The 24,350-nt window shown below is 62.5% G+C and carries 22 protein-coding genes, 1 tRNA gene and 1 pseudogene; 12 read left to right on the top strand and 12 right to left on the bottom strand.

Annotation, left to right across the window (positions count from 1 at the left end; all coding sequences use genetic code 11):
* Positions 1-9: 9 nt before the first annotated feature.
* The 8 genes and pseudogenes from AC1M7R_RS18135 (at position 10) to AC1M7R_RS18100 (ending at position 9,523) form a co-directional block, all read left to right on the top strand.
* The gene (locus tag AC1M7R_RS18135) at positions 10-651 is read left to right on the top strand and encodes an urea amidolyase associated protein UAAP2 (protein ID WP_072431914.1); all 642 of its coding nucleotides are present in this window, start codon (positions 10-12) and stop codon (positions 649-651) included.
* A gap of 213 nt (positions 652-864) precedes the next feature.
* A complete protein-coding gene (gene uca, locus AC1M7R_RS18130) occupies positions 865-4,506 on the top strand; it encodes an urea carboxylase (RefSeq protein ID WP_490609792.1) in 3,642 nt (1,213 codons plus the stop codon).
* Positions 4,507-4,528: 22 nt separating this feature from the next.
* On the top strand, positions 4,529-6,307 hold the full coding sequence (gene atzF / locus AC1M7R_RS18125) for an allophanate hydrolase (protein ID WP_076405232.1): 1,779 nt from the start codon (positions 4,529-4,531) through the stop codon (positions 6,305-6,307).
* A 237-nt stretch (positions 6,308-6,544) separates the two neighbouring features.
* A pseudogene (locus tag AC1M7R_RS18120) lies at positions 6,545-7,162 on the top strand (GGDEF domain-containing protein); the annotation flags it as partial.
* Positions 7,155-7,373: a cysteine-rich CWC family protein gene (locus tag AC1M7R_RS18115; protein ID WP_072398666.1), complete on the top strand. Its 219-nt coding sequence runs from the start codon at positions 7,155-7,157 to the stop codon at positions 7,371-7,373. The pseudogene AC1M7R_RS18120 and the gene AC1M7R_RS18115, both read left to right, overlap by 8 nt.
* Positions 7,374-7,408: 35 nt before the next feature.
* Positions 7,409-8,101 (top strand): pseudouridine synthase, encoded by a 693-nt coding sequence (locus tag AC1M7R_RS18110; RefSeq protein ID WP_072431911.1) that lies wholly within the window; start codon positions 7,409-7,411, stop codon positions 8,099-8,101.
* A gap of 312 nt (positions 8,102-8,413) precedes the next feature.
* Positions 8,414-9,298: an alpha/beta fold hydrolase gene (locus AC1M7R_RS18105; protein WP_092181704.1), complete on the top strand. Its 885-nt coding sequence runs from the start codon at positions 8,414-8,416 to the stop codon at positions 9,296-9,298.
* A 151-nt stretch (positions 9,299-9,449) separates the two neighbouring features.
* Positions 9,450-9,523 (top strand) — tRNA-Gly (locus tag AC1M7R_RS18100).
* 114 nt (positions 9,524-9,637) lie between these two features.
* Here AC1M7R_RS18100 and AC1M7R_RS18095 read toward each other — a convergent pair.
* Positions 9,638-9,784, bottom strand: coding sequence for a hypothetical protein (locus AC1M7R_RS18095; protein ID WP_165887740.1), 147 nt, complete (start codon positions 9,782-9,784; stop codon positions 9,638-9,640).
* Positions 9,785-9,958: 174 nt separating this feature from the next.
* Here AC1M7R_RS18095 and AC1M7R_RS18090 point away from each other — a divergent pair, with 174 nt between their 5' ends.
* Positions 9,959-10,363 (top strand): low affinity iron permease family protein, encoded by a 405-nt coding sequence (locus AC1M7R_RS18090; RefSeq protein ID WP_072399197.1) that lies wholly within the window; start codon positions 9,959-9,961, stop codon positions 10,361-10,363.
* Positions 10,364-10,415: 52 nt separating this feature from the next.
* Here the strand turns inward: AC1M7R_RS18090 and AC1M7R_RS18085 are convergent, their stop codons facing one another.
* The 4 genes from AC1M7R_RS18085 to fos all read right to left on the bottom strand — a co-directional run bounded on the left by AC1M7R_RS18085 (position 10,416) and on the right by fos (position 14,157).
* Entirely contained in the window at positions 10,416-11,324 is a 909-nt protein-coding gene (locus AC1M7R_RS18085; protein WP_490609791.1) for an SDR family oxidoreductase, read from the bottom strand.
* A gap of 75 nt (positions 11,325-11,399) precedes the next feature.
* Positions 11,400-11,903, bottom strand: coding sequence for a DUF4142 domain-containing protein (locus tag AC1M7R_RS18080; protein ID WP_072431909.1), 504 nt, complete (start codon positions 11,901-11,903; stop codon positions 11,400-11,402).
* Positions 11,904-12,249: 346 nt separating this feature from the next.
* Positions 12,250-13,599: a sensor domain-containing protein gene (locus tag AC1M7R_RS18075; RefSeq protein ID WP_072431932.1), complete on the bottom strand. Its 1,350-nt coding sequence runs from the start codon at positions 13,597-13,599 to the stop codon at positions 12,250-12,252.
* A 141-nt stretch (positions 13,600-13,740) separates the two neighbouring features.
* Positions 13,741-14,157 carry a fosfomycin resistance glutathione transferase gene (gene fos, locus AC1M7R_RS18070; protein ID WP_072399205.1) on the bottom strand — a complete coding sequence of 139 codons (417 nt, stop codon included), beginning with the start codon at positions 14,155-14,157 and terminating at the stop codon, positions 13,741-13,743.
* A 285-nt stretch (positions 14,158-14,442) separates the two neighbouring features.
* On the opposite strand from fos, the gene AC1M7R_RS18065 reads away from it, so the two are divergent.
* Entirely contained in the window at positions 14,443-15,678 is a 1,236-nt protein-coding gene (locus tag AC1M7R_RS18065; RefSeq protein ID WP_072399207.1) for an aminotransferase class I/II-fold pyridoxal phosphate-dependent enzyme, read from the top strand.
* Positions 15,679-15,738: 60 nt separating this feature from the next.
* Positions 15,739-16,923: an MFS transporter gene (locus AC1M7R_RS18060; RefSeq protein WP_490609790.1), complete on the top strand. Its 1,185-nt coding sequence runs from the start codon at positions 15,739-15,741 to the stop codon at positions 16,921-16,923.
* A gap of 66 nt (positions 16,924-16,989) precedes the next feature.
* Here the strand turns inward: AC1M7R_RS18060 and yiaY are convergent, their stop codons facing one another.
* Entirely contained in the window at positions 16,990-18,138 is a 1,149-nt protein-coding gene (gene yiaY / locus AC1M7R_RS18055) for an L-threonine dehydrogenase (protein WP_271904960.1), read from the bottom strand.
* Between the two features lie 138 nt (positions 18,139-18,276).
* Between yiaY and AC1M7R_RS18050 the strand changes: the two genes are divergently transcribed.
* Positions 18,277-19,296 carry a DUF4917 family protein gene (locus tag AC1M7R_RS18050; protein WP_072459297.1) on the top strand — a complete coding sequence of 340 codons (1,020 nt, stop codon included), beginning with the start codon at positions 18,277-18,279 and terminating at the stop codon, positions 19,294-19,296.
* Positions 19,297-19,500: 204 nt separating this feature from the next.
* On the opposite strand, the gene AC1M7R_RS18045 is transcribed toward AC1M7R_RS18050, so the two are convergent.
* From AC1M7R_RS18045 to AC1M7R_RS18020, 6 genes are all read right to left on the bottom strand, one after another.
* A complete protein-coding gene (locus AC1M7R_RS18045; protein ID WP_072399214.1) occupies positions 19,501-19,845 on the bottom strand; it encodes a YegP family protein in 345 nt (114 codons plus the stop codon).
* 82 nt (positions 19,846-19,927) lie between these two features.
* Entirely contained in the window at positions 19,928-20,512 is a 585-nt protein-coding gene (locus tag AC1M7R_RS18040; RefSeq protein WP_172834645.1) for a DJ-1/PfpI family protein, read from the bottom strand.
* A gap of 150 nt (positions 20,513-20,662) precedes the next feature.
* Complete coding sequence (locus tag AC1M7R_RS18035; protein WP_072399217.1) at positions 20,663-21,880, bottom strand: class I SAM-dependent methyltransferase; 1,218 nt, start codon at positions 21,878-21,880, stop codon at positions 20,663-20,665.
* Between the two features lie 188 nt (positions 21,881-22,068).
* Positions 22,069-22,686 carry a TPM domain-containing protein gene (locus tag AC1M7R_RS18030; protein WP_072399219.1) on the bottom strand — a complete coding sequence of 206 codons (618 nt, stop codon included), beginning with the start codon at positions 22,684-22,686 and terminating at the stop codon, positions 22,069-22,071.
* Positions 22,687-22,714: 28 nt separating this feature from the next.
* The gene (locus tag AC1M7R_RS18025) at positions 22,715-23,533 is read right to left on the bottom strand and encodes a TPM domain-containing protein (protein ID WP_271904963.1); all 819 of its coding nucleotides are present in this window, start codon (positions 23,531-23,533) and stop codon (positions 22,715-22,717) included.
* A complete protein-coding gene (locus AC1M7R_RS18020; protein WP_072399221.1) occupies positions 23,533-24,141 on the bottom strand; it encodes a LemA family protein in 609 nt (202 codons plus the stop codon). The genes AC1M7R_RS18025 and AC1M7R_RS18020 overlap by 1 nt, the downstream gene beginning before the upstream one ends.
* Positions 24,142-24,350: the final 209 nt, after the last annotated feature.

Below are 24,350 nucleotides of genomic sequence, written 5' to 3'. Positions count from 1 at the left end.
ATCGCAGCCATGTCATTCGCCATCAGCACCGCACACAAGCAACCCGACACCGCCCTCTATCGCGCCACGATTCCCGCCGGCGAACCCTGGCTGACAGAGGTCAAGGCGGGCCAGACCCTGCGCATTCTCGACCTGGAAGGCAACCAGGCAGTCGACACGCTGTTCTACAGCCTGGCCAACCCCAAGGAACGCTATGACGTGCAACGCACCCTGCGCCGGCAGAACAATGTCTACCTGAGTACCGGCAGCGTGCTGTATTCCAACCTCGGCCGTCCGATGCTGACCATCATCGAAGACACCTGCGGGCGCCACGACACCCTCGGCGGCGCTTGTGCCCAGGAAAGCAACACCGTGCGCTACGCCCTGGAGAAGCGCTACATGCACAGCTGCCGGGACAACTATCTGCGGGCCTGTGCCCACGACGGTCGCCTGGGCAAGGGCGACATCGGCCCTAACATCAACTTTTTCATGAACGTGCCGGTCACCGCCGACGGCGGCCTGAGCTTCGAAGATGGCATTTCGGCACCGGGCAAATACGTCGACCTGCGGGCGGAAATGGACGTCATCGTACTGATTTCCAACTGCCCGCAACTGAACAACCCGTGCAACGCCTACAACCCCACGCCTGCGGAGCTTTTGATATGGAACTGAAATTCGCGCGCCTGCGCCGTTGGCTGTTCATGCTGTGCCAGAGCCGTGCGGGGCAGTGCATCAAATAAACAGGATATTTATGAAACACCACCCATCCCCTGGGGGAATCTGGGCTTTGGTTTCGCTCACGGGGACGACCCCGTAGGCCATCGACAACTGCGGGACGGCCCGCATCCCGGTTCAGGCAGCACCCATGCCTGAGGGGGCAATGCCATGTTCGAAAAAATCCTCATCGCCAACCGTGGCGCCATCGCCTGCCGCATCCTGCGTACCTTGCACCAGATGCAGGTCAAGGGCGTCGCGGTGTACTCCCAAGCCGACGCCGCCAGCCTGCACATCCTCCAGGCCGATGAAGCCCATTGCCTGGGCGACGGCGCCGCGGCCGGCACCTACCTGGCGCTGGACAAACTCCTGGAAGTCGCCCGAAGCAGCGGTGCGACGGCGATTCATCCCGGCTACGGTTTTCTCTCGGAGAACGCCGCTTTCGCCGAAGCCTGCGAGGCCGCCGGCATTGCCTTCATCGGCCCGACGCCGGAGCAACTGCGGGTGTTCGGCCTCAAGCACACCGCTCGCGCCCTGGCCCGACAGCACGACGTGCCGTTGCTCGAAGGCACCGAGCTGCTCGACAGTGTCGAGGCGGCACTGCTGGCCGGCGCCCAAGTCGGCTATCCGGTGATGCTGAAAAGCACGGCGGGCGGCGGCGGCATCGGCATGCGGGTGTGCCGCAGCGCCACCGAGTTGAGCGAATCCTTCGAAGCGGTCAAGCGCCTCGGGCAGAACAATTTCAGCGACGCCGGTGTGTTCATCGAGAAGTACATCGAACGGGCCCGGCACCTTGAGGTTCAAGTGTTCGGCGACGGCCAGGGCCAGGTGCTCGCCCTGGGGGTGCGCGACTGCTCGGTACAACGGCGCAACCAGAAGGTCATCGAAGAAACCCCGGCGCCCAACCTGCCCGAGGGAATGGCCGAAGAACTCTGCGCGGCGGCGATCAAGCTGGCCCGGGCGGTGAACTACCGCAGCGTCGGCACTGTGGAGTTCGTGTTCGACAGTGACGCGGGGCGCTTTTATTTCCTGGAGGTCAATACCCGTCTGCAAGTGGAGCACGGCGTCACCGAGCAAGTATGGGGCGTGGACCTGGTGCGCTGGATGGTGGAACTGGCCGCCGGCGAGCTGCCGCCCTTGAGCGAACTGAGCCTGGGCTTGAAAGCCGAGGGGCATGCGATCCAGGCGCGCCTGTATGCCGAAGATCCAGGCCGGGATTTCCAGCCAAGCCCCGGTTTGCTGACGTCCGTGCAATTCCCGCCAACCGATGGCAAACGCCTGCGCATCGACACCTGGGTCGAGGCCGGTTGCCAGGTCCCGCCCTACTTCGACCCGATGATCGCCAAGGTCATTCATTGGGCGCCCACACGTGAACAGGCGCGCCTGGGCCTGCACCAGGCGCTGGGAGACAGCCTGCTGTACGGCGTCGAAACCAACCGCGAATACCTGCAACAGATTCTTCTCGACGCGCCCTTCGCCAACGGCCAGCCCTGGACCCGCTGCCTGGAAACCCTGGTCTATCGCGCCAACACGTTCGAAGTGCTCAGCCCAGGCACCCTGACCAGCGTCCAGGATTATCCAGGTCGCCTCGGCTATTGGGCGGTGGGGGTGCCGCCATCGGGACCGATGGACAGCCGCTCGCTGCGCCTGGGCAATCGCCTGCTGGGGAATGAAGAAGGCGCGGCTGCACTGGAAATCACCATGAGTGGCCCGCTGCTGCGCTTCAACTGCGATGCCCGGGTTGCCGTGACGGGCGCGACGATCGCGTTGAGCCTCAACGATGAACCCGTGCCGATGAACACCCCATTGGCCATCGCCGCCGGCTCCACCCTCGCCATCGGAACCCTTTGCGGCGCCGGGGCGCGCAGCTATCTGTGCCTGCAGGGCGGCCTGCAGGTACCGGACTACCTGGGCAGCAAAAGCACGTTCACCCTCGGCCAGTTCGGCGGCCACGCCGGGCGCGCATTGTGCACCGGCGATGTACTGCACCTGGCTGCGCTGGACGGGCGCCTCGAGTTGCCGTCGATCAGCGAGACGCCCATCGAGTTGCCGCCCGTGCGGCAGATCCGTGTGATCTACGGTCCGCACGGCGCGCCCGAATATTTCACCGAGCGCTACATCCAGACCTTCTTCGATACCTCATGGGAAGTGCATTTCAACTCCAGCCGAACCGGCATCCGACTGATCGGGCCGAAACCCGAATGGGTACGCGCCGATGGCGGCGAGGCCGGACTTCACCCCTCCAATATCCACGACAACCCCTACGCCATCGGCGCCGTGGATTTTACCGGCGACATGCCGGTTATCCTCGGCCCCGACGGACCGAGCCTGGGCGGCTTCGTTTGCCCGGTGACCGTGATCGAGGCGGACCTCTGGCAACTGGGGCAGCTCAAGGCAGGGGACCAGGTGCGCTTCGTGCCGGTGGACCTGAAGACCGCCCGCTCACTGGCCCTGAAATGGGCTTGCTGTGGAAGCGAGCTTGCTCGCGATAGCGATCTGTCAGTCCCCTCGATGTTGGATGTCCCGCCGCTGTCGCGAGCAAGCTCGCTCCCACAGGGGATCGCGTCGCCTGTGGTGTTGGATATCGGCCAGGACGATACCCACCTGGTGGCAAGATTGTCCGGCGATACCCACCTGCTGCTGGAAATCGGCGCGCCCGAACTGGACCTGGTGCTGCGCTTTCGCGCCCATGCCCTGATGCAGGCCCTGGAACAGAAACGACTGGATGGCGTGGTCGACCTGACGCCCGGCATCCGCTCGCTCCAGGTGCACTACCAGCCCGAGCGATTGCCCCTGGCCGATCTGCTGGCCATCGTCGCCGGAGAATGGGATGCGGTATGCGCCGCGCAAGACCTGCAGGTGCCGTCGCGCATCGTCCATCTGCCGCTGTCCTGGGACGACCCGGCCTGCCAGCTGGCGATTGAAAAATACATGACCACAGTGCGCAAGGACGCACCCTGGTGCCCGAGCAACCTGGAGTTCATCCGCCGGATCAACGACCTGCCCAACCTGGACGAAGTGCAACGCACGGTGTTCGAGGCCAGCTACCTGGTGATGGGGCTGGGCGATGTCTACCTCGGCGCGCCGGTCGCCACCCCGCTGGACCCGCGCCATCGGCTGGTGACCACGAAATACAACCCGGCCCGCACCTGGACCGCGGAAAACTCGGTGGGCATCGGCGGTGCCTATCTGTGCGTGTACGGCATGGAAGGGCCTGGCGGCTATCAGTTCGTCGGCCGCACGTTGCAGATGTGGAATCGCTATCGGGATGTCTCCGCGTTCGAAGGAAAGCCCTGGCTGCTGCGCTTTTTCGACCAGATCCGTTTCTACCCGGTCAGTGCCGATGAGCTGTTGCGCATCCGTCGGGATTTCCCCCTGGACCGCTTCGACCTGGCCATCGAACACAGCCAGCTCAACCTGGCCGACTACCAGCGTTTCCTGGCGCGGGAAGCCGACAGCATCGCCGCGTTTCGCCAGCAGCAACAACACGCGTTCAATGCCGAACGCGAGCGCTGGATCGCCAGCGGCCAGGCCCACTTCGACAGCGAGGAACCGACGCCCGCACCCACTGAAGACGCAAGGCTGGACGCGGATCAAGTGAGCGTCGACAGCCACATCGCCGGCAACCTCTGGCAGGTCCAGGTGGCCGCCGGCGCACGGGTCGCCGCCGGAGACGTGCTGGTGATCCTGGAGTCGATGAAAATGGAGATCCCGGTACTGGCTCCGGTGGCCGGCGTGGTGCGCCAGGTGCATGTCCAGCCAGGCTCGGCGGTGCGTGCCGGACAGCGCGTCGTGGTGCTGCAACGTGACTGAACTCAATCGAAGGATCAATGCCATGAGCCCATCCCTACAGCTGGACGACCTGCGTAACGCCTACCGCAGCGGCGAACTGACGCCTCGCCAACTGATATTGGCCCTGCGGGAAAAAGCCGCCGCGCTCAACCCGGACTACCACCTGTTCATCCACCTGTTGTCGCCCGAAGAACTGGAACCCTACCTGGCGGCCCTGGAAAGCCAAGACCTGGAAAACCTGCCCTTGTATGGCGTACCGTTCGCCATCAAGGACAACATCGACCTGGCCGGCATTCCCACCACCGCCGCCTGCCCGGCGTTCGCCTACGTGCCGCACCGTTCAGCGAGCATCGTCGAACAGTTGCTGGCGCTGGGCGCGATTCCCCTTGGCAAGACCAACCTCGACCAGTTCGCCACCGGGCTCAACGGCACCCGCACGCCCTATGGTGCTTGCCGCAACAGTGTCCTGCCCGATTATCCGGCGGGTGGCTCCAGCGCCGGATCGCCGCTGGCGGTGGCACTGGGAGTCGCCAGCTTCGCCTTGGGCACCGACACTGCGGGCTCCGGCCGAGTACCCGCAGCGTTGAACAACCTGGTGGGGTTGAAAGCCACCAAGGGTTTGATTTCCACGGCAGGCGTGATCCCTGCCTGCCGTACGCTGGACTGCGTGACGACATTCACCGCAACGGCCCGGGAAGCCAGCCAGCTGCTGGCGCTGACGGCCCGTCTCGACCCGGGGGACGAATACAGCCGTTGCAATCGGCAATGGAACGACAGCTCGGCTTTCGGCGTGCCGCAACGCTTTCGCTTCGGCGTTGCGCGCCAGCAGGACCTGGAGTTTTTCGGCTGCGATGAAGGACCCAGCTTGTTTCAGGAGGCCATCGAGCGCCTCGAACGCCTGGGCGGCGAGGCGGTGGAGCTGGACCTGTCGCCCTTCCTCGAAGCTGCGCGCCTGCTTTATGAAGGCCCCTGGGTGGCCGAGCGCTACAGCGTGGTCGGTGAGTTGATGGAGCGTCAGCCCGATGCGGTCCTGCCGGTCATCCGCGCAGTACTGGCGAAAGCGCCCGGCGTGGATGGCGTGCAGACCTTCCGCGCCCAGTATCGCCTGCAAGCACTCAAGGCCCGATGCGACCGTGCCCTGCAAAGCCTCGACTGCGTACTCACCCCCACCATCGGTCGCCCGGTGACCCTCGCCGAGCTCGCCGCCGAACCGGTACTGCGCAATTCGGAGCTGGGTTACTACACCAACTTCATGAACCTGCTGGACTACGCCGCCGTGGCCGTCCCCAGCGCATTCATGGCCAATGGTCTGCCCTGGGGCGTGACGTTGTTCGGTCGGGCCTTCACCGATCAATACCTGCTGAGCGTCGCCGACGCCTTGCAGCGCCAGCAGATGCCGGCACTGCCAGTTCCTGTCAACCCGGCGCGTCATGATCGGGCACGGCTGGTGGTCTGTGGCGCGCATCTCGATGGGCTGGCCTTGAACTGGCAGCTCCAGCGACGCGGCGCCCGCCTGGTCGAAGCCACCCACAGCTCGCCGGATTACCGCCTCTACGCCCTGGCCGGCGGCCCGCCGCTGCGCCCTGGCATGCTGCGCGTCAATGAGGGCGGCGTGGCGATCGAAGTGGAGGTCTGGGAGTTGCCCAGCAGCGAACTGGGCTCGTTCCTGACCGGTATTCCCGCGCCGCTGGGGCTGGGCAAGGTGCAGCTCGCCGACGGCCGTTGGGAAAGCGGGTTCATTTGCGAGCCCTATGGCCTGGAAGGCGCGCGGGACATCAGCGAACTGGGTGGATGGCGGGCTTACCTTCGAAGCCTGCGATAGCGGTCAGTCGTGGCGAGGCTGCAACCTCGCCACGGTTCTGCAAATCCGGACACCTTTTCCTGCAAGGCCACTAAACTGATTCCATCGGGTCACGCCAAGGGAATCGCCATGTCGCTTCGTCCGTCGTTGTATTCCCAGCGCTCGCCGGTGCTGATGTTGGCCATCCTGGTCGGTGCCGGCTTCCTGGTGACCTCGCTGCTGGGGTATTACGCGGCCGGTACATCGCTGCGAGACAACGTCCTCAAGGCGCTGTACATCAACCTGCTGATCGGTCTGCTGGTCACAGTGGCCGTGGTCGTGGTGCTCTATCGGTTGATCGCCAGTTATCAACAAAGGATCGACGCTCAGTCCATCCTTGACGGCCTGACCGAGCTGCCCAATCGCCGGGGCTTCGACCTGTTGGCGGTGCAGGCCCTGCATGAAGCCCAGCGCGAGCCCAAGCCCTTGAGCGCGTTGTTGCTGGAAGTGGACAACTTCAGGCAACTCGACAGCACCCATGGCCACATCGCCAGCGATCAGTTGCTGACCGCCCTGGCCCGCGACCTGACCGACTCACTGCGGCACTCGGACATCGTATGCCGCTGGAGCGCCGACGCTTTCGTCCTGTTGCTCAAGGACACCGATGGGCAGAACGCTTTGAGGATCGCGGAGAAAACCCGCCAGCACATCCAGCAGCAGCGCTATTTCTGCAGCGGAAAGCAATTGCAGGCCACCATCAGCATCGGCCTGACCACCGTGCAGGACGAAGACACCTTGCATAGCCTGCTGTCCCGGGCCGATCATGCGCTGCAACGCGCCCGACAGACCGGAAGCAACCGAACCTGCGTGGAAATGCCCCATTCGAGCTATGAATAAACCTGACCTCTGCCCCGCCTGCGGCGCCACCAATGACTGCACCCTCGCCGACCCGAAGACCGCCGACCGGGCCTGCTGGTGCTACGGCGTGAGTATCGATCCGTCCGTGCTCGAAGCCTTGCCCGCCGAGCTGCGCGACAAGTCCTGCCTGTGCCCGCGATGCGCCCGGGTGGACGACCAGTTGCGCGCCAATGCCCGACCGATCGCGTAAGATGCCCGCCCTCCGCCTCCTTGCCTGAACTGCCCATGCGCGTCGACCGTTTCCTCAGCAACCTGCCACGTTTCAATCGCCAACAGGCCCGACTGTTGCTGGTCGAACGCCGGGTGCGGATCGATGGCCAGGTGGTCAATGACCCTCATGCCCAGGTTCGTGAGTTCAGCCGCGTCGAGGTGGACGACGAACTGTTGCAGGCCGGTCGACCGGCGCGCTATTTCATGCTGCACAAGCCCACCGGTTGCGTCAGCGCCACCCGTGATCCGCAACACCCCACCGTGCTGGACTGGCTGGACGAACCGGACAAGGACGACCTGCACATCGCCGGACGCCTGGACTTCAATACCACCGGGCTGATGCTGATCACCAATGACGGCAACTGGTCGCGGCGCCTGACCCAACCGCAGACCCGGTTGCCCAAGGTCTATTACGTCGAGACCGAGCGAACCATCACGGACGAGTACGCCACCACCTTCGCCCGTGGCCTGTACTTCGCCTTCGAAGGCCTCACCACCCAACCGGCGGAGCTGACGTTGCTGGGGCCTAATTCCGCGCGGCTGAGCATCGTGGAAGGCCGCTACCATCAGGTCAAACGCATGTTCGGCCACTTCGACAACAAAGTGTTGCGCCTGCACCGGGAACGCATGGGTCCATTGGTGCTGGACGCCGACCTGGAGCCGGGCCGATACCGCGCACTGCGCCCTGACGAGATCCGCCTGATCTGAACCGATGACCGTCGGGCAGAAAGTGTCGAACAATTTTTCGAAGGGTACTTGCGCAACGGTCGCCCCCCTGCTTGAATCAAACCGTCGGCCGAAATGTGACCGACGAGTCATATCATACTTCCAAGAAACTTTTTGCCGGCCGGTGTCCCCCAGCCCTCGCGTTATCCACCGGCAATCTGCCCGCCTATAACAACACCCGTCGACCAGTCCTGCCGGATCGACATGGGCCTTATCTTCCAGGCGTATGCCTACCTGTCACATTGCCCGTGCAATCTCATTGCGCGCATACCCGCTTGCCAGGAGTCTGATGACATGAGGCCAGAAATCGCTGTGCTGGATATACAAGGTCAGTATCGGGTTTACACGGAGTTCTATCGCGCAGACGCCGCGCAAAAGACCATCATCCTGGTCAACGGCTCGCTGGCCACCACCGCGTCGTTTGCCCAGACCGTCAAGAACCTGCATCCGCAATTCAACGTCGTCCTGTACGACCAGCCCTACGCAGGCAAGTCCAAACCCCACAACCGGCACGAGAAAATGCTGACGAAGGAGGATGAAGGGCAGATTCTCCTGGAACTGATCGACCACTTCGCCGCCGAGCATGTGCTGTCGTTTTCCTGGGGAGGAACCGCCGCGCTGAACGCCTTGGCCCAGCGCCCACGGCGCATCGAAAAGGCCGTGATCAGCTCGTTCTCCCCCGTGCTCAACGCACCGATGCGCGATTACCTGGAACGTGGCGTCGACTACCTCAGCCACCTGGACGGCGACCGTGTGGGCCATCTGGTGAACAACACCATCGGCAAGCATCTACCGCCATTGTTCAAGCGCTTCAACTATCGCCATGTCAGCAGCCTGGCCGAGCATGAATACACCCAGATGCATTTTCATATCAACGAAGTGCTCCACAGCGATCTGGCGTGCTACGTCGATGCGGCGAAGAAAATCAACGTGCCGGTGCTGTTTCTCAATGGCGAATGGGACGAATACACCACCGCCAACGACGCGAGGCTGTTCGCTCGACATGTGCAGGACAGCAGCTTCAGCACGGTACAAGCCACGGGGCACTTCCTGGACATGGAACACAAGGCCGCCTGCCGCGACAGCCGCGACGCCCTGCTGAACTTCCTCCAGCCCAGCCGCTATGAAATCCGGTCGCGCTACAACTACGTGCAGGACCACCATGCGCTGGCCATCTGAAACCGAGTCTTGGCGGGCAAGCCCCTCGATAGCGGGGCCTGCTCGCCAACGACCGCACTGGCCGAAGGCCTGCGCAGGCAAGCGACGTCACCGCCGGTAAAGAAAAACTTCAAATCCACGCCCACTTCTGGTACAAAGTCAGCCGCTCTGAGCGGGTGTCGTATAATGGCATTACTCCAGCTTCCCAAGCTGATAACGAGGGTTCGATTCCCTTCACCCGCTCCAATCAGATTCCGATCTCACGTCATTCAATGACTGGAGATACAAAAAAACCGGCCTCCCAGGGCCGGTTTTTTTTGTTCGATATTTGTACATCGATCATGTCTGCGAGCACATTTGTTATTTCTTCTCGGAACCGGACTCCTGCATCTGCACCGAAGACTTGGAGCCGTCGGTGTTGTCCTTGGTCTCGTTGTCCGAATTGTCGAAGCAGCCTTGCAAGGCAAGCAGGCAGCAGGCGAGGCAGAAAGTGCGTGCGAGGTTCATGGCTTACTCCAGGGGATGGGTTTAAACAATGACCCTTGAACATCGCGATGGTTGCGCCATTTTTCGCCCTGAGCGATGAACGTCCGCAGGCCGTCACGGGGAAGAATGTAAGTAGAATTTTCACCGTTTCGTTGCTGTCACACCAGACAGGTGAATCCTACAAGGAACACAGCAATGACCTTCGCAAAAATCGCTCAGAAACTGTCCCTGTGGGCGGGGAGCCCAAAGACATTCCTGGGAGCCCTCGTATTGTTGGCGCTCTGGGCTATCAGCGGGCCTTTCTTCAAGTTCAACGATACGTGGCAACTGATCATCAATACATCGACGACGATCATTACCTTCCTGATGGTATTCCTCATCCAGAACACGCAAAACCGCGATACCGACATCCTGCACCTGAAGGTCGACGAGTTACTGCGGGCGACCAAAGAGGCGCAGAACGCGATGCTTGGCCTCGAATCCCTGGACCTCAAGCAACTGGAGGCCCTGCGCAAGCACTACCAGGCCATGGGCCAGGGCGAGGCGAAAAACCTGGAGGGTCTTGAGGAGCAGAACAAGGTGGACCTGAATCAATGCTGAAGGCGTGACTGCGCGAGCGAGACAACCTCTCACCCGCGCAGCCTATCGTGCCTCAGGGCAGCGGATTACCGCCTGTCACACCGAACACTTCGCCGGTGATATAGCTCGACTCCTGGGAAGCCAGCAACACGTAGAGCGGCGCGCATTCGGCCGGCTGGCCGGGACGCTTCATCGGGACCTGGGAACCGAAGGTCGGTATTTTCTCCCGGGGCTGCCCGCCACTGGGCTGCAACACGGTCCAGATCGGCCCCGGTGCCACGGCGTTGACCCGGATGCCCTTGCCGATGACCTGGCCAGCCAGCGCCTTGGTGAACGCCACGATGGCCGCCTTGGTGGTGGCGTAATCCAGTAATGTCGCCGACGGATCGTAGGATTGGATCGAGGCGGTATTGATGATGGTCGCCCCGGCCGGCATCAGCGGCACCGCGGTCTTGCAGAGCCAGAACATCGCATAGATGTTGGTTTTCATGGTGTCGTCGAACTGAGCGGTGGTGATGTCGGCGATGTCTTTCTGCGCTTCCTGTTTGCCGGCCACATTGACCAGGATGTCCAGTCCTCCCAGTTGCTCAGGGGCGCTTTTCACCAGTTGGACGCAGAATGCCTCGTCCTTGAGATCGCCAGGAATCGCAATGGCCTTGCGGCCCTCGGCTTCGATCAGTTCGATGACTTGCCGGGCATCACGCTCTTCACTGGGCAGGTAATTGATCGCGACGTCGGCACCTTCCCGTGCATAGGCGATGGCCGCCGCACGACCGATACCTGAATCGGCGCCGGTAACCAGGGCTTTGCGGCCCTCCAGGCGGCCGAATCCTTGATAGCTTTTCTCACCATGATCCGGCTTGGGCACCATGTCCTGGTCGATACCTGGCGGTGATTGGGGCTGGTCAGGGAAAGGCGGGCGAGGATACTGGGTCAACGGGTTCTGCATCGCATATTGATTGGGTTCTCGGCGTGTGGACATCGAGGTTCTCCTTTCTGCGGGCAAGGTGAACCGGGACGTAATCGCCCCGGCCTTGAATATGAGTCAAGCCTTGGATCAGCGGCTGGCCTGGAGCGCCCTGGCCATTTCCAGATGGGTCTGCAACTTGGGCAAGGTCTCGTCGGCGAACGCCTTGATCTCCGGCACGTTAGTGGTCTGGGCCTCCTGTTGGATCTGCGCGATGGCTTCCTCGGTGGCCTTGACCTGGCTGGCGGCGTAGGCCGCCTCGAACGATTCGCCTTCCTGGACTTGCGGTATCAGGGTCTTGGCCTTCTCGGCCACCGCTTCCCTGGGCTCGACGGGCAGGTCGAGTTTTTTCGCAATCTTGGCCAGGTGCTGGTTGGCCGTGGTGCGGTCGTTGATCACCATGATGGTGTAATCCTTGACCTCCCTGGATTCGGCTTTCCCGTGGGCCATGCGGCTGGCCTCGATGTCGGCCATGCCTTTGGCTGAGGCATCGTTGATGAATTCGGTCGGCGATTGGGCCCAGGCACTGTTGGCACCCAGGCCCATCAGCACGACAAGACTGCTGGTGCGTAAAAAGGTGGCCATCCGGCTCATGGTCGCGCCCTCCTTGAAGTAAAAGTCCCGGCAGGTTTTCCTGCCTCTGAATCAGAACCACCGGTGACATTCAGCGAGACGTCTGACCCGGCTTGCGGCCGATTTCGACTTTTGACGGGTGCTTATCGACGCTCATGATGGTGGTTCTCCCACTTTTGCGACCCGCTTCAGACACCTTCGTTCGATCGTGAACGATGTTTCCCGGATAATTGCTTCGTGAACCTGGCATGGTCCGGCCCTCCAGATACATGGATGTCACGAGCACTGCTCGCCTGACATTCGAAAGGAAAACGGGCTGGAAGGTTTTGCCGAAGCCGACGGCGTCACGACGAACGGTGACACCGGGTCAGAGGCCGAGGGCCTTGTGATTGTGGCGCTTGGCAGCGTACATCGCCTCGTCGGCGTGGCGGAACAGGGCCACGTCTTCACTGCCATGGTCTGGAAAACAGGCCACGCCGATACTGGGCTCGATGCTCAGGCTGTGTCCGTCCAGGCGCAGCGGCTGGCTCAGTGCATGACGGATCTTTTCCTGGACACGGCGCGCATCGTCCAGGGCCTGGATGCTATGGAGCAGCACCACGAACTCGTCGCCGCCAATGCGCGCCACGGTATCGCTCTCACGGATGCAGCCCTGCAGTCGGCTGGCCACCGCTTGCAGCAGCAGATCGCCCACACCGTGGCCGAAAGTGTCATTGACCTGCTTGAACCGATCCAGGTCGATATACAGCAAGGCCATGCGTCCCGACACCGCACGGGCGCTGGCCAGCGCAGCCTTGAACCGCTCACGCAGCAATTCGCGGTTGGGTATCTGGGTCAACTGATCGTATTGCGCCATGCGCTGCAAGCGGGCATGCAGGCGCTGGCGTTCGATGGCGATGGTGAGCTGCGCACAGACATATTGCAGCAGCTCCTTGTCCTGCTCGGTATAGCGCTCGTCGTCCTGGGCGCTCTTGACGATCAGCGCCCCGATCGTGCCGTTCTGGGCATTGAGCGGCACCCCCAGCCAACAGGGTGCGCCCGGCTGTGTCGCCAGGTCACGCAAACCCGATGGCAGCGAGTCGCGATCAGAGGTCAGCAGGATCGGCTGGCCGCTGCGAATCACTTCTGCGCACAACCGCCCGGTCACCGTATCCGGCAACTCGGGCTGCCCCTCCCGGCCGTCGACGTGATAAGCGAAATCTAGCTGGGCACATTGCTCGTCGTACAGCGCTACCGAGAAATTCAGCGCCGGCAGCCACTCACCGATGATCAGGTGAATGCGCTTGAACAACCCCAGCAGATCCGCCGCGGCATGGGCCGCTTCGGAGATCGCATACAGCGCCGCCTGCCGGGACTCGGCCTGCTTGCGCTCGGTGATGTCCCGCGCCACGGCGATCCGCAGTTGGTCCTGTGACGACCAGCGTGCCGACCAGAGAATGTGCGCCACCCGACCGTCCTTGCGCAGGTAACGGTTCTCGAAGTTGAACTTGGGGTCTCCCCCCATGATTTCCCGCGCGGCGTCGAGGGTTCGCTGGCGGTCGTCGGGGTGTACCAGCTCGATCATGGACCGACCGATCAGTTCCCGGGGTGTATAGCCGAAAATGCGCTCACAGGCGGCACTGACGAACACGAACCGACCATGGGCGTCTACGGCGCACACAGCGTCCAGCAGGAGGTCGAGGTAACTGGCCAGCGGCGTGGCATTAGGGGTATCCATGGAGCTGAACGCCATCCGGAGAATGCAGTCATGTGCGAATCCGATGATCCGGCGCGCAATATATGATGAGGATAGCGCAGTCATTCAGGCCCTCCGGAAAAATGATTGCGTTAAGCCATCTTTCCCCGACAGAAGGCCTTGTCACGGCACCGTGAAGAACTCCATGCCGGCGTAAGGCGCCTGCCGACAGGCCTTCAGACGCGACGCCAGGTCGCCCACATGAAGTTCGAGCTTGTGCCCGTCCGGGTCCAGGAAATAGAACGAATCGCCTTCGCTGCGATTGTCCCGCCACGATGCGACCCCGGCCGCCTTGAGCCGCGCCACCAGACGCGGGAAACCCTCGGCCGCCAGGCTGAACGCGTAATGGGTGTAATCCGCCGCCGGCCCGGTCGTGCGTAATGGGTCGAGGGACAGGCACAACCACAAGCCCGGCAAAGACAGATAGGCCCCGCTGTCCCAGCGCGCCTCGAGACGAAACTGCAACAGGTCGCGATAAAAGCCCACGCTTCGGTCCAGCTCGGTGACCGCGAGGGTCAGATGGTTGAGGCCTGAAAGCATCGACAGGAACCTTGCGAAAGAAATGGACAAGAGAGGACGCTGTACACACCCCCCAACGCAGCGGCTCCGGGGCATCGACAAACATTGTAACGAGCTCCCACTCCACCAGGGAATTCCTCGTCCACGTTCATAGGCAACGTCCTACACAGAACTCTCCAGCCCCCCTCAAAGACGCCGGAAACGGCCGATTCAAAGCCTTGGGCAGTGGTCTGTAAAGTCCGGAAACACACAGATATCGAAACACCACACGGACAGAACCCCTCAACCAAGGAATGTAATCGCGCCATGAACCAGACCACGCAGCCGACCCATCGTTTCACCAACTACCGCAAGGTCATTGCCCTGGCGGACCAGGATTGGCAGAACGCCGAAATCGGGAAGATCTCGGGACTCAACGTCGAGGTCAAGACACCCAACGTCCTGGTCGACCAGTACGGTCGCACCTTTCATCATTTCTGCACGACCTCCTACCTGGGCCTGGATTACCACCCCGCATTGCTTGACGGCGCCATGACCGCGTTGTGGGAAACCGGCACCCTGCGGGTCGCCAACTCGAAGAACCGCTGCAAGCTGGCGATCCTGGCCCGATACGAGGCCCAGTTGTCGGAGCTGTTCGGTGCCAGTTGCCTGAGTGCCCTGTCCTGCAGCGCGGCCAGTGCGGGAATCCTGCCATTGCTGGCCAGTGGCGTGCTCACCGACAACAGGCCGCCGGTCATGATATTCGACAAGCATGCCCACTATTCGATGAACCACTTCAAGACTGCTTGCGCCGATGAAACCCAGGTCCTCACCTGCCCCCATAACGACATGGATTTCATCGAGGACCTGTGCAAGCGTCAACGCAACGTGGCCTATGTGACCGATGGTGCCTACAGCATGGGCGGGATGGCGGACCTCGATAGCCTGTTATATCTCAAGCAGCGCTACGGCCTGTTCCTGTACCTGGACGACTCCCACGCGCTGTCCACCGTGGGCCAATGCGGCGCCGGCCTGGTCCGCTCGCGCCTTCCCACCGTGGACGAACGCACCCTGATCGTCGCTTCCCTGGCCAAATCCTTCGGGGCCAGCGGGGGCCTGGCGATGTTCGGCAGTGAAAGGCACAAGGCGCTGGTGCAGCGCTACGGTGGCCCCAGCAACTGGTCGCAGAGCCTGAACGCAGCGGCCATCGGCGCCGGCATGGCCTCGATCCGCCTGCATCGCAGCCGAGAGCTGGGCTCCTTGCAGGAGCGCTTGCAGGCTAATATCCGACTGTTCGACAGCCTTATCCGCACCGAACAGTACGGCAACCCCATGGCGATCCGCCTGATACCGTGCGGCGAAGCAGCCCTGGCCAATCGGCTGGCGGTGGAACTGGCCGAGCTTGGGTATTTCACCTCGGCGGTGTTCTTCCCTGTCGTGCCGCAGAACAAGGCCGCGATACGTATCACCCTGCGGGCCGACATGGAGCCAGGGGTGATCCGGTCGTTCTGCGAACAGATGACCGACCTGCTGAAAGCTCACGGGCGTGAAATCCGCCCCTGAACGAAAACGGGTAGCCTGTGCGGCTCATTCGTGCACTCAAATCAACCGTACAGGCCACTGATGAAGAACCGTACAACCCTGATCGTCACCTGCACCACGGTTTTCCTGGCCCAACTGGGCATGAGCATCTACTTGCCGGCCTTGCCTGACATGGCCCGGGACCTGGGCGACGATGCTTCACGGGTGTCCTGGGGACTGCCGGTGTACCTGATCGGCATGGCACTGCCCATGCTGGCCTGGGGCAGCCTGAGCCAGGGGTTGGGGCGCAAGCCGGTGTTGCTGGCGGCGTTGGCGCTATACGGGCTGGCCAACCTGGCCCTGCCCCTGGGAACCGGCGTGGAAGCGTTCCTGGCCTTCAGGCTGATCCAGGGCATCGGGGCCAGCGGCATTTCGGTGATGGCGAGGGTGTTGATCCGGGACAGCTTCAGCGGCGACCTGCTGGCCAAATCCCTGGCGTGGTTGTCCATCGCCTTTGTGATCGCCCTCGGTATCGGCCAATACCTCGGCTCCCTGATCCAGGCCGCTTTCGGCTGGGCGGCGATCTTCCAGGGGCTCGGCGCTGCCAGCCTGGTAATGGCCGCAGCCGTGTCCCGGGCCAGGTTCCCGAGGCTGACGGAGGAGAAAAACGGTCAACCGGCGTGGCGCGTGTATGGGCAGATCCTGAAGCACCCTGGCTTTCTCCTGCCCGCCCTGGCGGGTGGGTTGGGTTACGGTGTGATCATTGCCTTCAACACTGCCGCGCCGCTGATCCTGCGTGACAGCTTTCACTGGTCGGCGATCGAGTACGGCCTGCTGGGCTGGCCCATCAGCGCGGCGTACTTGCTCGGCGCATTGGTGGTCAATGCCTGCGTATTGCGCATCGGCCAGCGACGGCTGATGGGCTGGGGTATCGCCCTGGTACTGGGCGGCAGCGCGACCATGCTGGCGGCCAGCCTCAGCCTGGGCAGCGTGGCGGTGCTTTTCTGGCTGCCGTACTGCTTCGCCGTGTTCGGCCAGTCGCTGAACTACCCCATCAGCCTGTCCCTGGCCAATGAGAGTTCACCGATACCCGGCGCCTATGCCATGGCGTTGAGCGGCTTTCTGCATCAATGGATGGCATCGTTGATCGGCGCCATGGCCAGCCTGCTGTTGAGCGAGCAGGCCTGGCCGTTGGCAGCGTTGTGTACGTTGCTGGCGATGGCGGCAATGCTGTGTGCCAGATCCTTGCCGCCCCAACCCCGTCAGGCCCTGCAAGAAAAGCCTTGATACTCGTTCATGCTGCGTTGAAAACGGCCTCGCCTGACCTTCGTCTCAAGACTTTTCAGACACAGCCTAGAACGCGGTGCGGAAAATCTCCTCGATTTGCCGCTGGTCCGCTGCTCGCGGATTGGTCAAGCCACAGGCGTCCTTCAGGGCGTTGGCGGCCAGCACCGGCACGTCATTGAGGCGTACACCCAACTCCCGCAGGCCTGCGGGAATGTCCACGTCGCTGGCCAAGGCACGAATCGCCGCAATGGCGGCCTGCGCGCCCTCCTCCGGGCTGGATCCAGGCAGATCGACGCCCATGGCGCGGCCCACCTCGGCCAACCTGTCGGCGCACACCGAGGCGTTGAATGCCTGCACGTGTGGCAACAGCACGGCGTTGCATACCCCGTGCGGCAAGTCATAGAAGCCGCCCAGCTGATGCGCCATCGCATGCACGAACCCCAGCGATGCATTGTTGAAGGCCATCCCGGCGAGGAACTGTGCGTAAGCCATGTTCTCCCGTGCCGCCAGGTCATTGCCGTCGCGCACCGCCAGGCGCAGGTTGTTGCTGATCAGGGTGACGGCTTTCAGGGCGCAGGCATCGGTAATCGGGGTCGCGGCGGTGGACACGTAGGCCTCCACGGCATGGGTCAACGCATCCATGCCCGTGGCGGCAGTCAGGCCCTTGGGCATCGCCACCATCAACGCCGGGTCGTTGACCGACATGAGCGGTGTCACATTGCGATCGACAATCGCCATTTTCACATGGCGCGATTCGTCCGTAATGATGCAGAAGCGCGTCATCTCACTGGCGGTGCCGGCAGTGGTATTGATGGCGATCAGCGGCAATTGCGGCTTGCTCGAACGGTCGACGCCTTCGTAGTCACCGATCTGCCCGCCATTGGTGGCACACAGGGCGATGCCCTTGGCGCAGTCGTGAGGCGAACCACCACCCAGCGAAACCACGAAATCGCACCGGGTTTCTTTCAGCAGGCCCAACCCCTGCACGACGTTGGCGATGCTCGGGTTGGGTTTTGCGCCATCGAAAACGACCGAATCGATGTCCTGTGCGGCCAGTAGTCCCGCCACCTTGTCGGCAACGCCGGCCTTGGCAAGCCCGGCATCGGTGACAATCAACGCCTTGCGAAAACCATAGTTGCGGATGGCGGTCATGGCCTCGTCGAGGCAGCCCAGCCCCATGACATTCACGGCTGGGATGAAGAAAGTGCTGCTCATGGGAACATGCTCCTGGGGAAGCCGGATCGGCGTGCCTACAGGATTGACCGAGCGGTCACGGCATTCCTTGATCTGGCTCAAGAGTCTGTCGTGATAAAGTCGCGCCCTGCCTTTGCCACGTTTTGGATGAGCTTCGCAATGACCGATTTCCAGGAATATGACGCCCGGCTCGAAGATTGGGAGGCCTTGCGCGCCAACACCGCTTTCAGCGGCCTGTTGGTGGGCAATGGTGCCAGCCGCGCCATATGGGACGACTTTGGCTATGACTCGCTGTTCGAGAACGCCCGCACGGTCGAGGAAAAGCCCCTGAGCCCGTCGGAACTGAGCGTGTTCGACGCAATGCAGACGCGCAGCTTCGAGCAGGTGCTCGGTGCGCTGAAAACCACCAGCCGGATCAACAAGGCCCTGGCCGTCAGCTCCGCCGCCCCGCGCAATCGCTACTACGCGATCAAGGAAGCGCTGATCAACACCGTGCACGCCGTGCACATCCCCTGGCGGCTGGTGCAGCCGGCAACCCTGGCAACGTTGAACCGAGAGCTGAGTCGCTACCGCACGGTATTCACCACCAACTATGACCTGCTCAACCACTGGGCGCTGCAGCATGAACCAGGCACCCTCACCGATCTGTTCAGCGGCGACGATCAACGTTTCGACCTGAACCACGCCTGCTCGGACAAGACGCGCCTGCTCTACCTGCACGGCGGCCTGCACCTGGTGCGCAACCAGGACGGCACCGCGCGCAGGCTCACCTCCACCGAGGGCACGCTGCTGGGCAACTTCGCCATCAACAACACCCTCAAGACCCTCGACGACGTACCGCTGTTCGTCAATGAAGGGCCCAGCGAGGACAAACTCAGGACGATCCGCAGTTCCGACTACCTGTCGTTCGGCTATGACCAGTTGCTGCACCACAGCGACAACCTGTGCCTGTTCGGCCATGCCCTGGGCGAGCAGGACCGGCACATCGTCCAGGCCTTGCGCCAGGCCAGCCCCAGGACCATGGCCATTGCGATCTATCCCCGCAGCCAGGCGTTCATCCAGCACCAGAAGCGTCACTACGCCAAGTTGTTCCAGGGACTGGAGGTGGCGTTGCGGTTCTTCGACGCCAAGAGCCATCCGCTGGGCGATCCGAAACTGTCGGTGCCGGTGGAGATTTAGGCAGTCGGCATTGGACAGGACTCTTTTGGGATCGGAGACACGATGGACTGTGGCGAGGGGATTTGTCCCCGTTGAGTGCGCAGCGCCCCCAAAAGCCAAACATTCGGTTCACCTGACAGACCAGGTTGTCATGTTTGAGGGCTGCTGCGCGCCCCAACGGGGACAGATCCCCTCGCCACGGGACCGGCATCCATGGGTTTGCTGTCAAAGTGCCGCCAGCGTCTTGTCCTTGATGACGGTGGTGGGGCCGTTGGCCTTGACGCTGGCGATGCCCTTGTCCCGGGCGGCGTCCGATGAATAAGCCTCGCTGCTGCCGATCACTTCATGGTTGGCAGCCTTGAGATTGAAGTACGGATGACCGTCCTTCGTGTTCTTGAGCTCATAGCGTTCGGCCAGCGGGCTGTTTTTCTGCACCGCGGCGATACCGCCGTCGGCACCGCTGCGAGAAGCATACAGCTCGCTGGTCAGGATGGTCTCGGCGTTGGCTGCCTTGAGCACAAAGCGAAACTGGCCACTGCTGGTCTTGCTGATTTCGTACCATCCGGACATGTTCGTTCCCCTTGGGCTGGGTTGATTGCCCAGACAGTAAAGACCCGCTGCGCTTGTTCCGCCAGGCCGGGTACGTAACGCCCTACAGCGTAATGGCCGTGCCCAGCAGCGTCAGGAATCCCGCCAGCCAGTTCGGATGAGCCGGCCAGGCCGGCGCGGTGGCGAGATTGCCCTGTACGTGACCTTCCGTCACCGGAATATCGATATAGGTCCCTCCCGCCAGGCGTACTTCTGGAGCACAGGCCGGGTAGGCGCTGCATTCCCGCCCTTCGAGGATCCCCGCCGCCGCCAGCAGTTGCGCCCCGTGGCAGACCGCCGCGATCGGCTTGCCCGCCAGGTCGAAATCTCGCACCAGCTGCAAGACTTTCTCGTTCAGACGCAGGTATTCCGGCGCGCGACCGCCAGGGATCAGCAGGGCATCGTAGTCAGCCGCCTCGACACCAGCGAAATCATGGTTCAAGGCGAACCGGTGGCCGGGCTTTTCGCTATAGGTCTGGTCGCCTTCGAAGTCATGGATAGCCGTGCGCACGGTCTGGCCCGCGGTTTTGTCCGGACACACCGCGTGCACGGTGTGGCCGACCATCTGCAAGGCCTGGAACGGCACCATCACTTCATAATCTTCGACGTAGTCGCCGACCAGTATCAGGATTTTCTTCGCGGCCATGATTGGGCTCCTTGGGAAATGCGTGGATGGGCACGCATTAAAGGTAGTCCGCCGTACCGGAATGGGAGGAAAACTCGGGTCATTGACTGACGGGTTGCACGCCAGGCGGACCCACTGTGGGAGCTCGCCCCCACAGCAACAGCCGATGGCCGGTCAGGCGAGGTAGCCGTCGGCCCGCAGCAGGGTTTCGAGGCAATGCTCGGTGATGCGATAGAACGCCTTGAGTTCTTCGATCTTGGCCAACAGCTCCTTGGGCTCCACCGGCCCGGGGCGCTTGACCGCCAGGATCATCTTGTTCTTGTTGGTATGTTCCAGGGAGATGAACTCGAACACCTTGGTCTCGTAGCCACAGGCTTCCAGCAGCAGCGCCCGCAAGCTGTCGGTGACCATCTCCGCCTGCTGGCCGAGGTGCAAGCCATATTGCAGCATCGGTTTGAGCAACGCCGGGCTCTGGATCTGCAAGCGAATCTGCTTGTGGCAGCACGGCGAGCACATGATGATCGAAGCGCCCGAGCGAATGCCCATGTGGATCGCGTAATCGGTGGCGATGTCGCAGGCGTGCAAGGCGATCATCACGTCCACTGCACTGGGGGCCACGCTGCGCACGTCGCCGTGCTGGAAGGTCAGGCCCGGATGCTCCAAGCGCGCGGCAGCTTCGTTGCACAGCCGAACCATGTCCTCGCGCAGCTCGACTCCGGTCACCAGGCCTTCGGCCTGCAGAGTGTTGCGCAGGTAGTCATGAATGGCGAAGGTCAGGTAGCCCTTGCCCGAACCGAAGTCCGAAACCCGTACCGGCTTGTCCAGGGCCAGCGGCGAGGACGTCAGCGCGTGGCTGAAGACTTCGATGAACTTGTTGATCTGCTTCCACTTGCGCGACATCGCCGGAATCAGCTCGTGCTTGTGGTTGGTCACACCCAGGTCAGCCAGGAATGGCCGGCTCAGATCGAGAAACCGGTTCTTCTCGCGGTTGTGCTCCACCGAGGGCACTTCCCGCAATTGCTGGGGCTTGCTCCTGAACAACGAAGGCTTGCCCTTTTTGCTGTACTCCAGCTGCGCCTCGTCGGTCACCGCCAGCAGATGGGCATTGCGGAACGACGCCGGCAACAGCCCGGCGATGGTCGCCACGCCTTCGGCCAGCGGGAAGTTCTTGGTGATGTCACGGGTCTTGTAGCGATAGACGAACGACAGGCAAGGCTGCTCCTTGACGGTCGTTTGCTTGATGATCAGCCGCTGAAGGTCTGCTTCGTCGCCGACATACCGGGCCAGCACCAGCTTGATGAAAGCGTTCTGTTCGAGGCTGGCCTGCAGCAACTCGATGAACTGGGCGTGGTGATCCGCGGCGGGACGGGCGGGAGTTGCGGTGACAGACATGGAAAAGCGGCCTCGGGGCGGGGCGGATCGGGAATGGCGGGTATTTTAGGGGGATGGGGTGCGAGGGCACGAGGAATTTCCCCAGCGGTGCGAAATCCATCGGTGCCCTTGGCGTTGGCCGGCCAGCCGTCATGGCCGGGAAACTCCCCGCGACGAGGGTGCTCGCCGCAGCGGCGATGCCAAAAGCCTCAGCCCAGGACCACCAGGCGGTTGGGCAATTCATTGCGTTCGTGAGTCACCGGCACGTGCTCCTTGAGCAATTCGCCGCAGGCCTGGATGCAGGTTATGAAGCCCTGCAGGGTTTGTCCCTGGCGAACCTGCTGGGTGAAGGCCGCGACAATCGACTCCCAGTGCTTGTTGTCGAGACGGCTGGAAATGCCCTCGTCCACCAGGATCTCCACGTACCGCTCGGCCTCGCAGACGAAGATCAGCATCCCCGTGCTTCCCACGGTGTGGTGCAGGTTCTGTTCGAGAAACTGCCGGCGAGCCAGGTTGGAGGCGCGCCAATGGCGCACCGAGCGGGGAATCAGGTGGGTGGTGATCCTGGGAATACGAAACAGCAGGCACAGCACGATGAAGCTGGCCCATTGCACCAGCAACAGGCTGTGCATGGTCAACCAGCCCGAAAGATAATGCACCACCCCAGGCACCACCAACGCCAGCAGACTGGCCCACAGCAGCGGGATATAGGCGTAGTCGTCGGCACGGGCGGCGAGCACCGTGACCAGTTCGGCATCGGTATCGCGCTCGACCCGGGCGATGGCCTCGGCCACCTTGCGTTGTTCGTGTTCAGTCAGTAATGCCATGGTTAGAAATGCCTGCTCATTTTTATTGTCACCAGCCGCCCGACGAACCGCCGCCACCGAAACTGCCACCGCCGCCGCTGAAGCCGCCACCGCCTCCACCGCCGAAACCACCGCCGCCGCGGCTGGAACCGCTGGAGCCGCCACCGTTGGCGGGCAGGATACCCAGTACCTGGCAGACCATGACCGTGATGATGAACAGCATCACCAGCAATACGAACAACCCGGGATGACGCTGGACGAAATCACCCTCCTGCGCCCCTGCGTCATACGCCGCTGCCGGCTCATCCAAGGGGTTGCCGCCCAGTACCACCAGCATCGCCGCCACGCCGTCACTGATGCCTTTGTTGAAATTGCCGGTCTTGAAGGCCGGTGTGATCACCTGGTTGATGATCACCGAACTCTGGGCATCGGTCAGCCGATCTTCCAGGCCGTAGCCCACTTCGATCCGCAGTTTACGGTCATCCCGGGCGACGATCAGCAGTGCGCCGTTATTCTTGTCCTTTTGCCCGATGCCCCAGTGGCGACCCAATTGATAGCCGAAGTCTTCGATGCTGGCGCCTTGCAGGTTCGCCAGCGTGACCACCACTACCTGCTCGCCGGTGGCCTGCTCGTGCGCCTTGAGCTGCGCCTCCAGTTGCTGGCGTACCGCAGGCTCGAGCAGCCCGGCGGTATCCACTACCCGGCCGGTCAACTGCGGAAACTTCAATTCGGCCTGGGCCGTGACTGCGAACACCCAGAGCAACAGCACAAAGGCGCAGCTGCGAGCGGCCAGCTTCAAGCCATGGGCAAGCGCGGTGCCCAGGACCGATGCTTGCGGCTTGCAGCTCGAGGCCTGTAGCGGCTTCATTAAAATTTCACTTGCGGCGCTTTCTCGGCACCGGGGCTGGTGGCTTCGAAGGTTTCACGCACCGGCAGGTCGCTGTACAGCACGCTGTGCCACAGGCGACCCGGGAAGGTCCGGATCTCGGTGTTGTACTTCTGCACCGCCAGGATGAAGTCACGGCGGGCCACGGCGATGCGGTTCTCGGTCCCTTCGAGTTGCGATTGCAGCGCCAGGAAGTTCTGGTTGGCCTTGAGGTCCGGGTAACGTTCGGAGACCACCATCAAGCGGCTCAACGCCCCGCTCAACTGGTCCTGGGCCTGCTGGAACTGCTTGAGTTTTTCCGGGTTGTCCAGGGTGCTGGCATCCACCTGGATCGAGGTGGCCTTGGCGCGCGCCTCGATCACCGCCGTCAGGGTTTCCTGCTCATGCTGGGCATAGCCCTTGACGGTCTCCACCAGGTTGGGAATCAGGTCCGCACGGCGCTGGTACTGGTTCTGCACCTGGCCCCAGGCCGCCTTGGCCTGCTCGTCCAGGGTCGGGATATTGTTGATGCCGCAACCGGCCAGCAGCAGGGTGCACAGCATCAGGGCGAGCATCTGCAGGCCGCCGCGGTGGTTCAGTCTTGGATTCATCGGATGAAGCTCTCCCTTGCTTGATTGCATTGGTAAAAACACGGCCACCTATCCCATCGGCGCTGGGGCATAATCTGCCGCCGCACTGGATTGAAACGGATCGATGGGCTAAAAGATGCGCGGTGCGAAACTAAGTTCAGCCCCCCGGGCTCGAAAGTGTGCTGCATTTGACCGAACAACAATAGCCGCTCCTCACATTTTGGCTGACC

The organism is Pseudomonas sp. MS01C9 (assembly GCF_058202755.1).
The sequence above is the reverse complement of the archived record's forward strand: the minus strand, read 5'-3'. Positions and strand labels throughout refer to the sequence as shown.

Bases quoted from the DNA above. Each gene is read 5' to 3' on its own strand.
- AC1M7R_RS18030 (WP_072399219.1), bottom strand. From the start codon at position 22,686: ATGGCATTACTGACTGAACACGAACAACGCAAGGTGGCCGAGGCCATC.
- atzF (WP_076405232.1), top strand. From the start codon at position 4,529: ATGAGCCCATCCCTACAGCTGGACGACCTGCGTAACGCCTACCGCAGC.
- AC1M7R_RS18085 (WP_490609791.1), bottom strand. From the start codon at position 11,324: ATGTCCACACGCCGAGAACCCAATCAATATGCGATGCAGAACCCGTTG.
- AC1M7R_RS18095 (WP_165887740.1), bottom strand. From the start codon at position 9,784: ATGAACCTCGCACGCACTTTCTGCCTCGCCTGCTGCCTGCTTGCCTTG.
- AC1M7R_RS18115 (WP_072398666.1), top strand. From the start codon at position 7,155: ATGAATAAACCTGACCTCTGCCCCGCCTGCGGCGCCACCAATGACTGC.
- AC1M7R_RS18090 (WP_072399197.1), top strand. From the start codon at position 9,959: ATGACCTTCGCAAAAATCGCTCAGAAACTGTCCCTGTGGGCGGGGAGC.
- AC1M7R_RS18060 (WP_490609790.1), top strand. From the start codon at position 15,739: ATGAAGAACCGTACAACCCTGATCGTCACCTGCACCACGGTTTTCCTG.
- AC1M7R_RS18020 (WP_072399221.1), bottom strand. From the start codon at position 24,141: ATGAATCCAAGACTGAACCACCGCGGCGGCCTGCAGATGCTCGCCCTG.
- AC1M7R_RS18045 (WP_072399214.1), bottom strand. From the start codon at position 19,845: ATGTCCGGATGGTACGAAATCAGCAAGACCAGCAGTGGCCAGTTTCGC.
- AC1M7R_RS18110 (WP_072431911.1), top strand. From the start codon at position 7,409: ATGCGCGTCGACCGTTTCCTCAGCAACCTGCCACGTTTCAATCGCCAA.
- AC1M7R_RS18050 (WP_072459297.1), top strand. From the start codon at position 18,277: ATGACCGATTTCCAGGAATATGACGCCCGGCTCGAAGATTGGGAGGCC.
- fos (WP_072399205.1), bottom strand. From the start codon at position 14,157: ATGCTTTCAGGCCTCAACCATCTGACCCTCGCGGTCACCGAGCTGGAC.
- AC1M7R_RS18135 (WP_072431914.1), top strand. From the start codon at position 10: ATGTCATTCGCCATCAGCACCGCACACAAGCAACCCGACACCGCCCTC.
- AC1M7R_RS18065 (WP_072399207.1), top strand. From the start codon at position 14,443: ATGAACCAGACCACGCAGCCGACCCATCGTTTCACCAACTACCGCAAG.
- yiaY (WP_271904960.1), bottom strand. From the start codon at position 18,138: ATGAGCAGCACTTTCTTCATCCCAGCCGTGAATGTCATGGGGCTGGGC.
- AC1M7R_RS18080 (WP_072431909.1), bottom strand. From the start codon at position 11,903: ATGAGCCGGATGGCCACCTTTTTACGCACCAGCAGTCTTGTCGTGCTG.
- AC1M7R_RS18035 (WP_072399217.1), bottom strand. From the start codon at position 21,880: ATGTCTGTCACCGCAACTCCCGCCCGTCCCGCCGCGGATCACCACGCC.
- uca (WP_490609792.1), top strand. From the start codon at position 865: ATGTTCGAAAAAATCCTCATCGCCAACCGTGGCGCCATCGCCTGCCGC.
- AC1M7R_RS18025 (WP_271904963.1), bottom strand. From the start codon at position 23,533: ATGAAGCCGCTACAGGCCTCGAGCTGCAAGCCGCAAGCATCGGTCCTG.
- AC1M7R_RS18105 (WP_092181704.1), top strand. From the start codon at position 8,414: ATGAGGCCAGAAATCGCTGTGCTGGATATACAAGGTCAGTATCGGGTT.
- AC1M7R_RS18075 (WP_072431932.1), bottom strand. From the start codon at position 13,599: ATGGATACCCCTAATGCCACGCCGCTGGCCAGTTACCTCGACCTCCTG.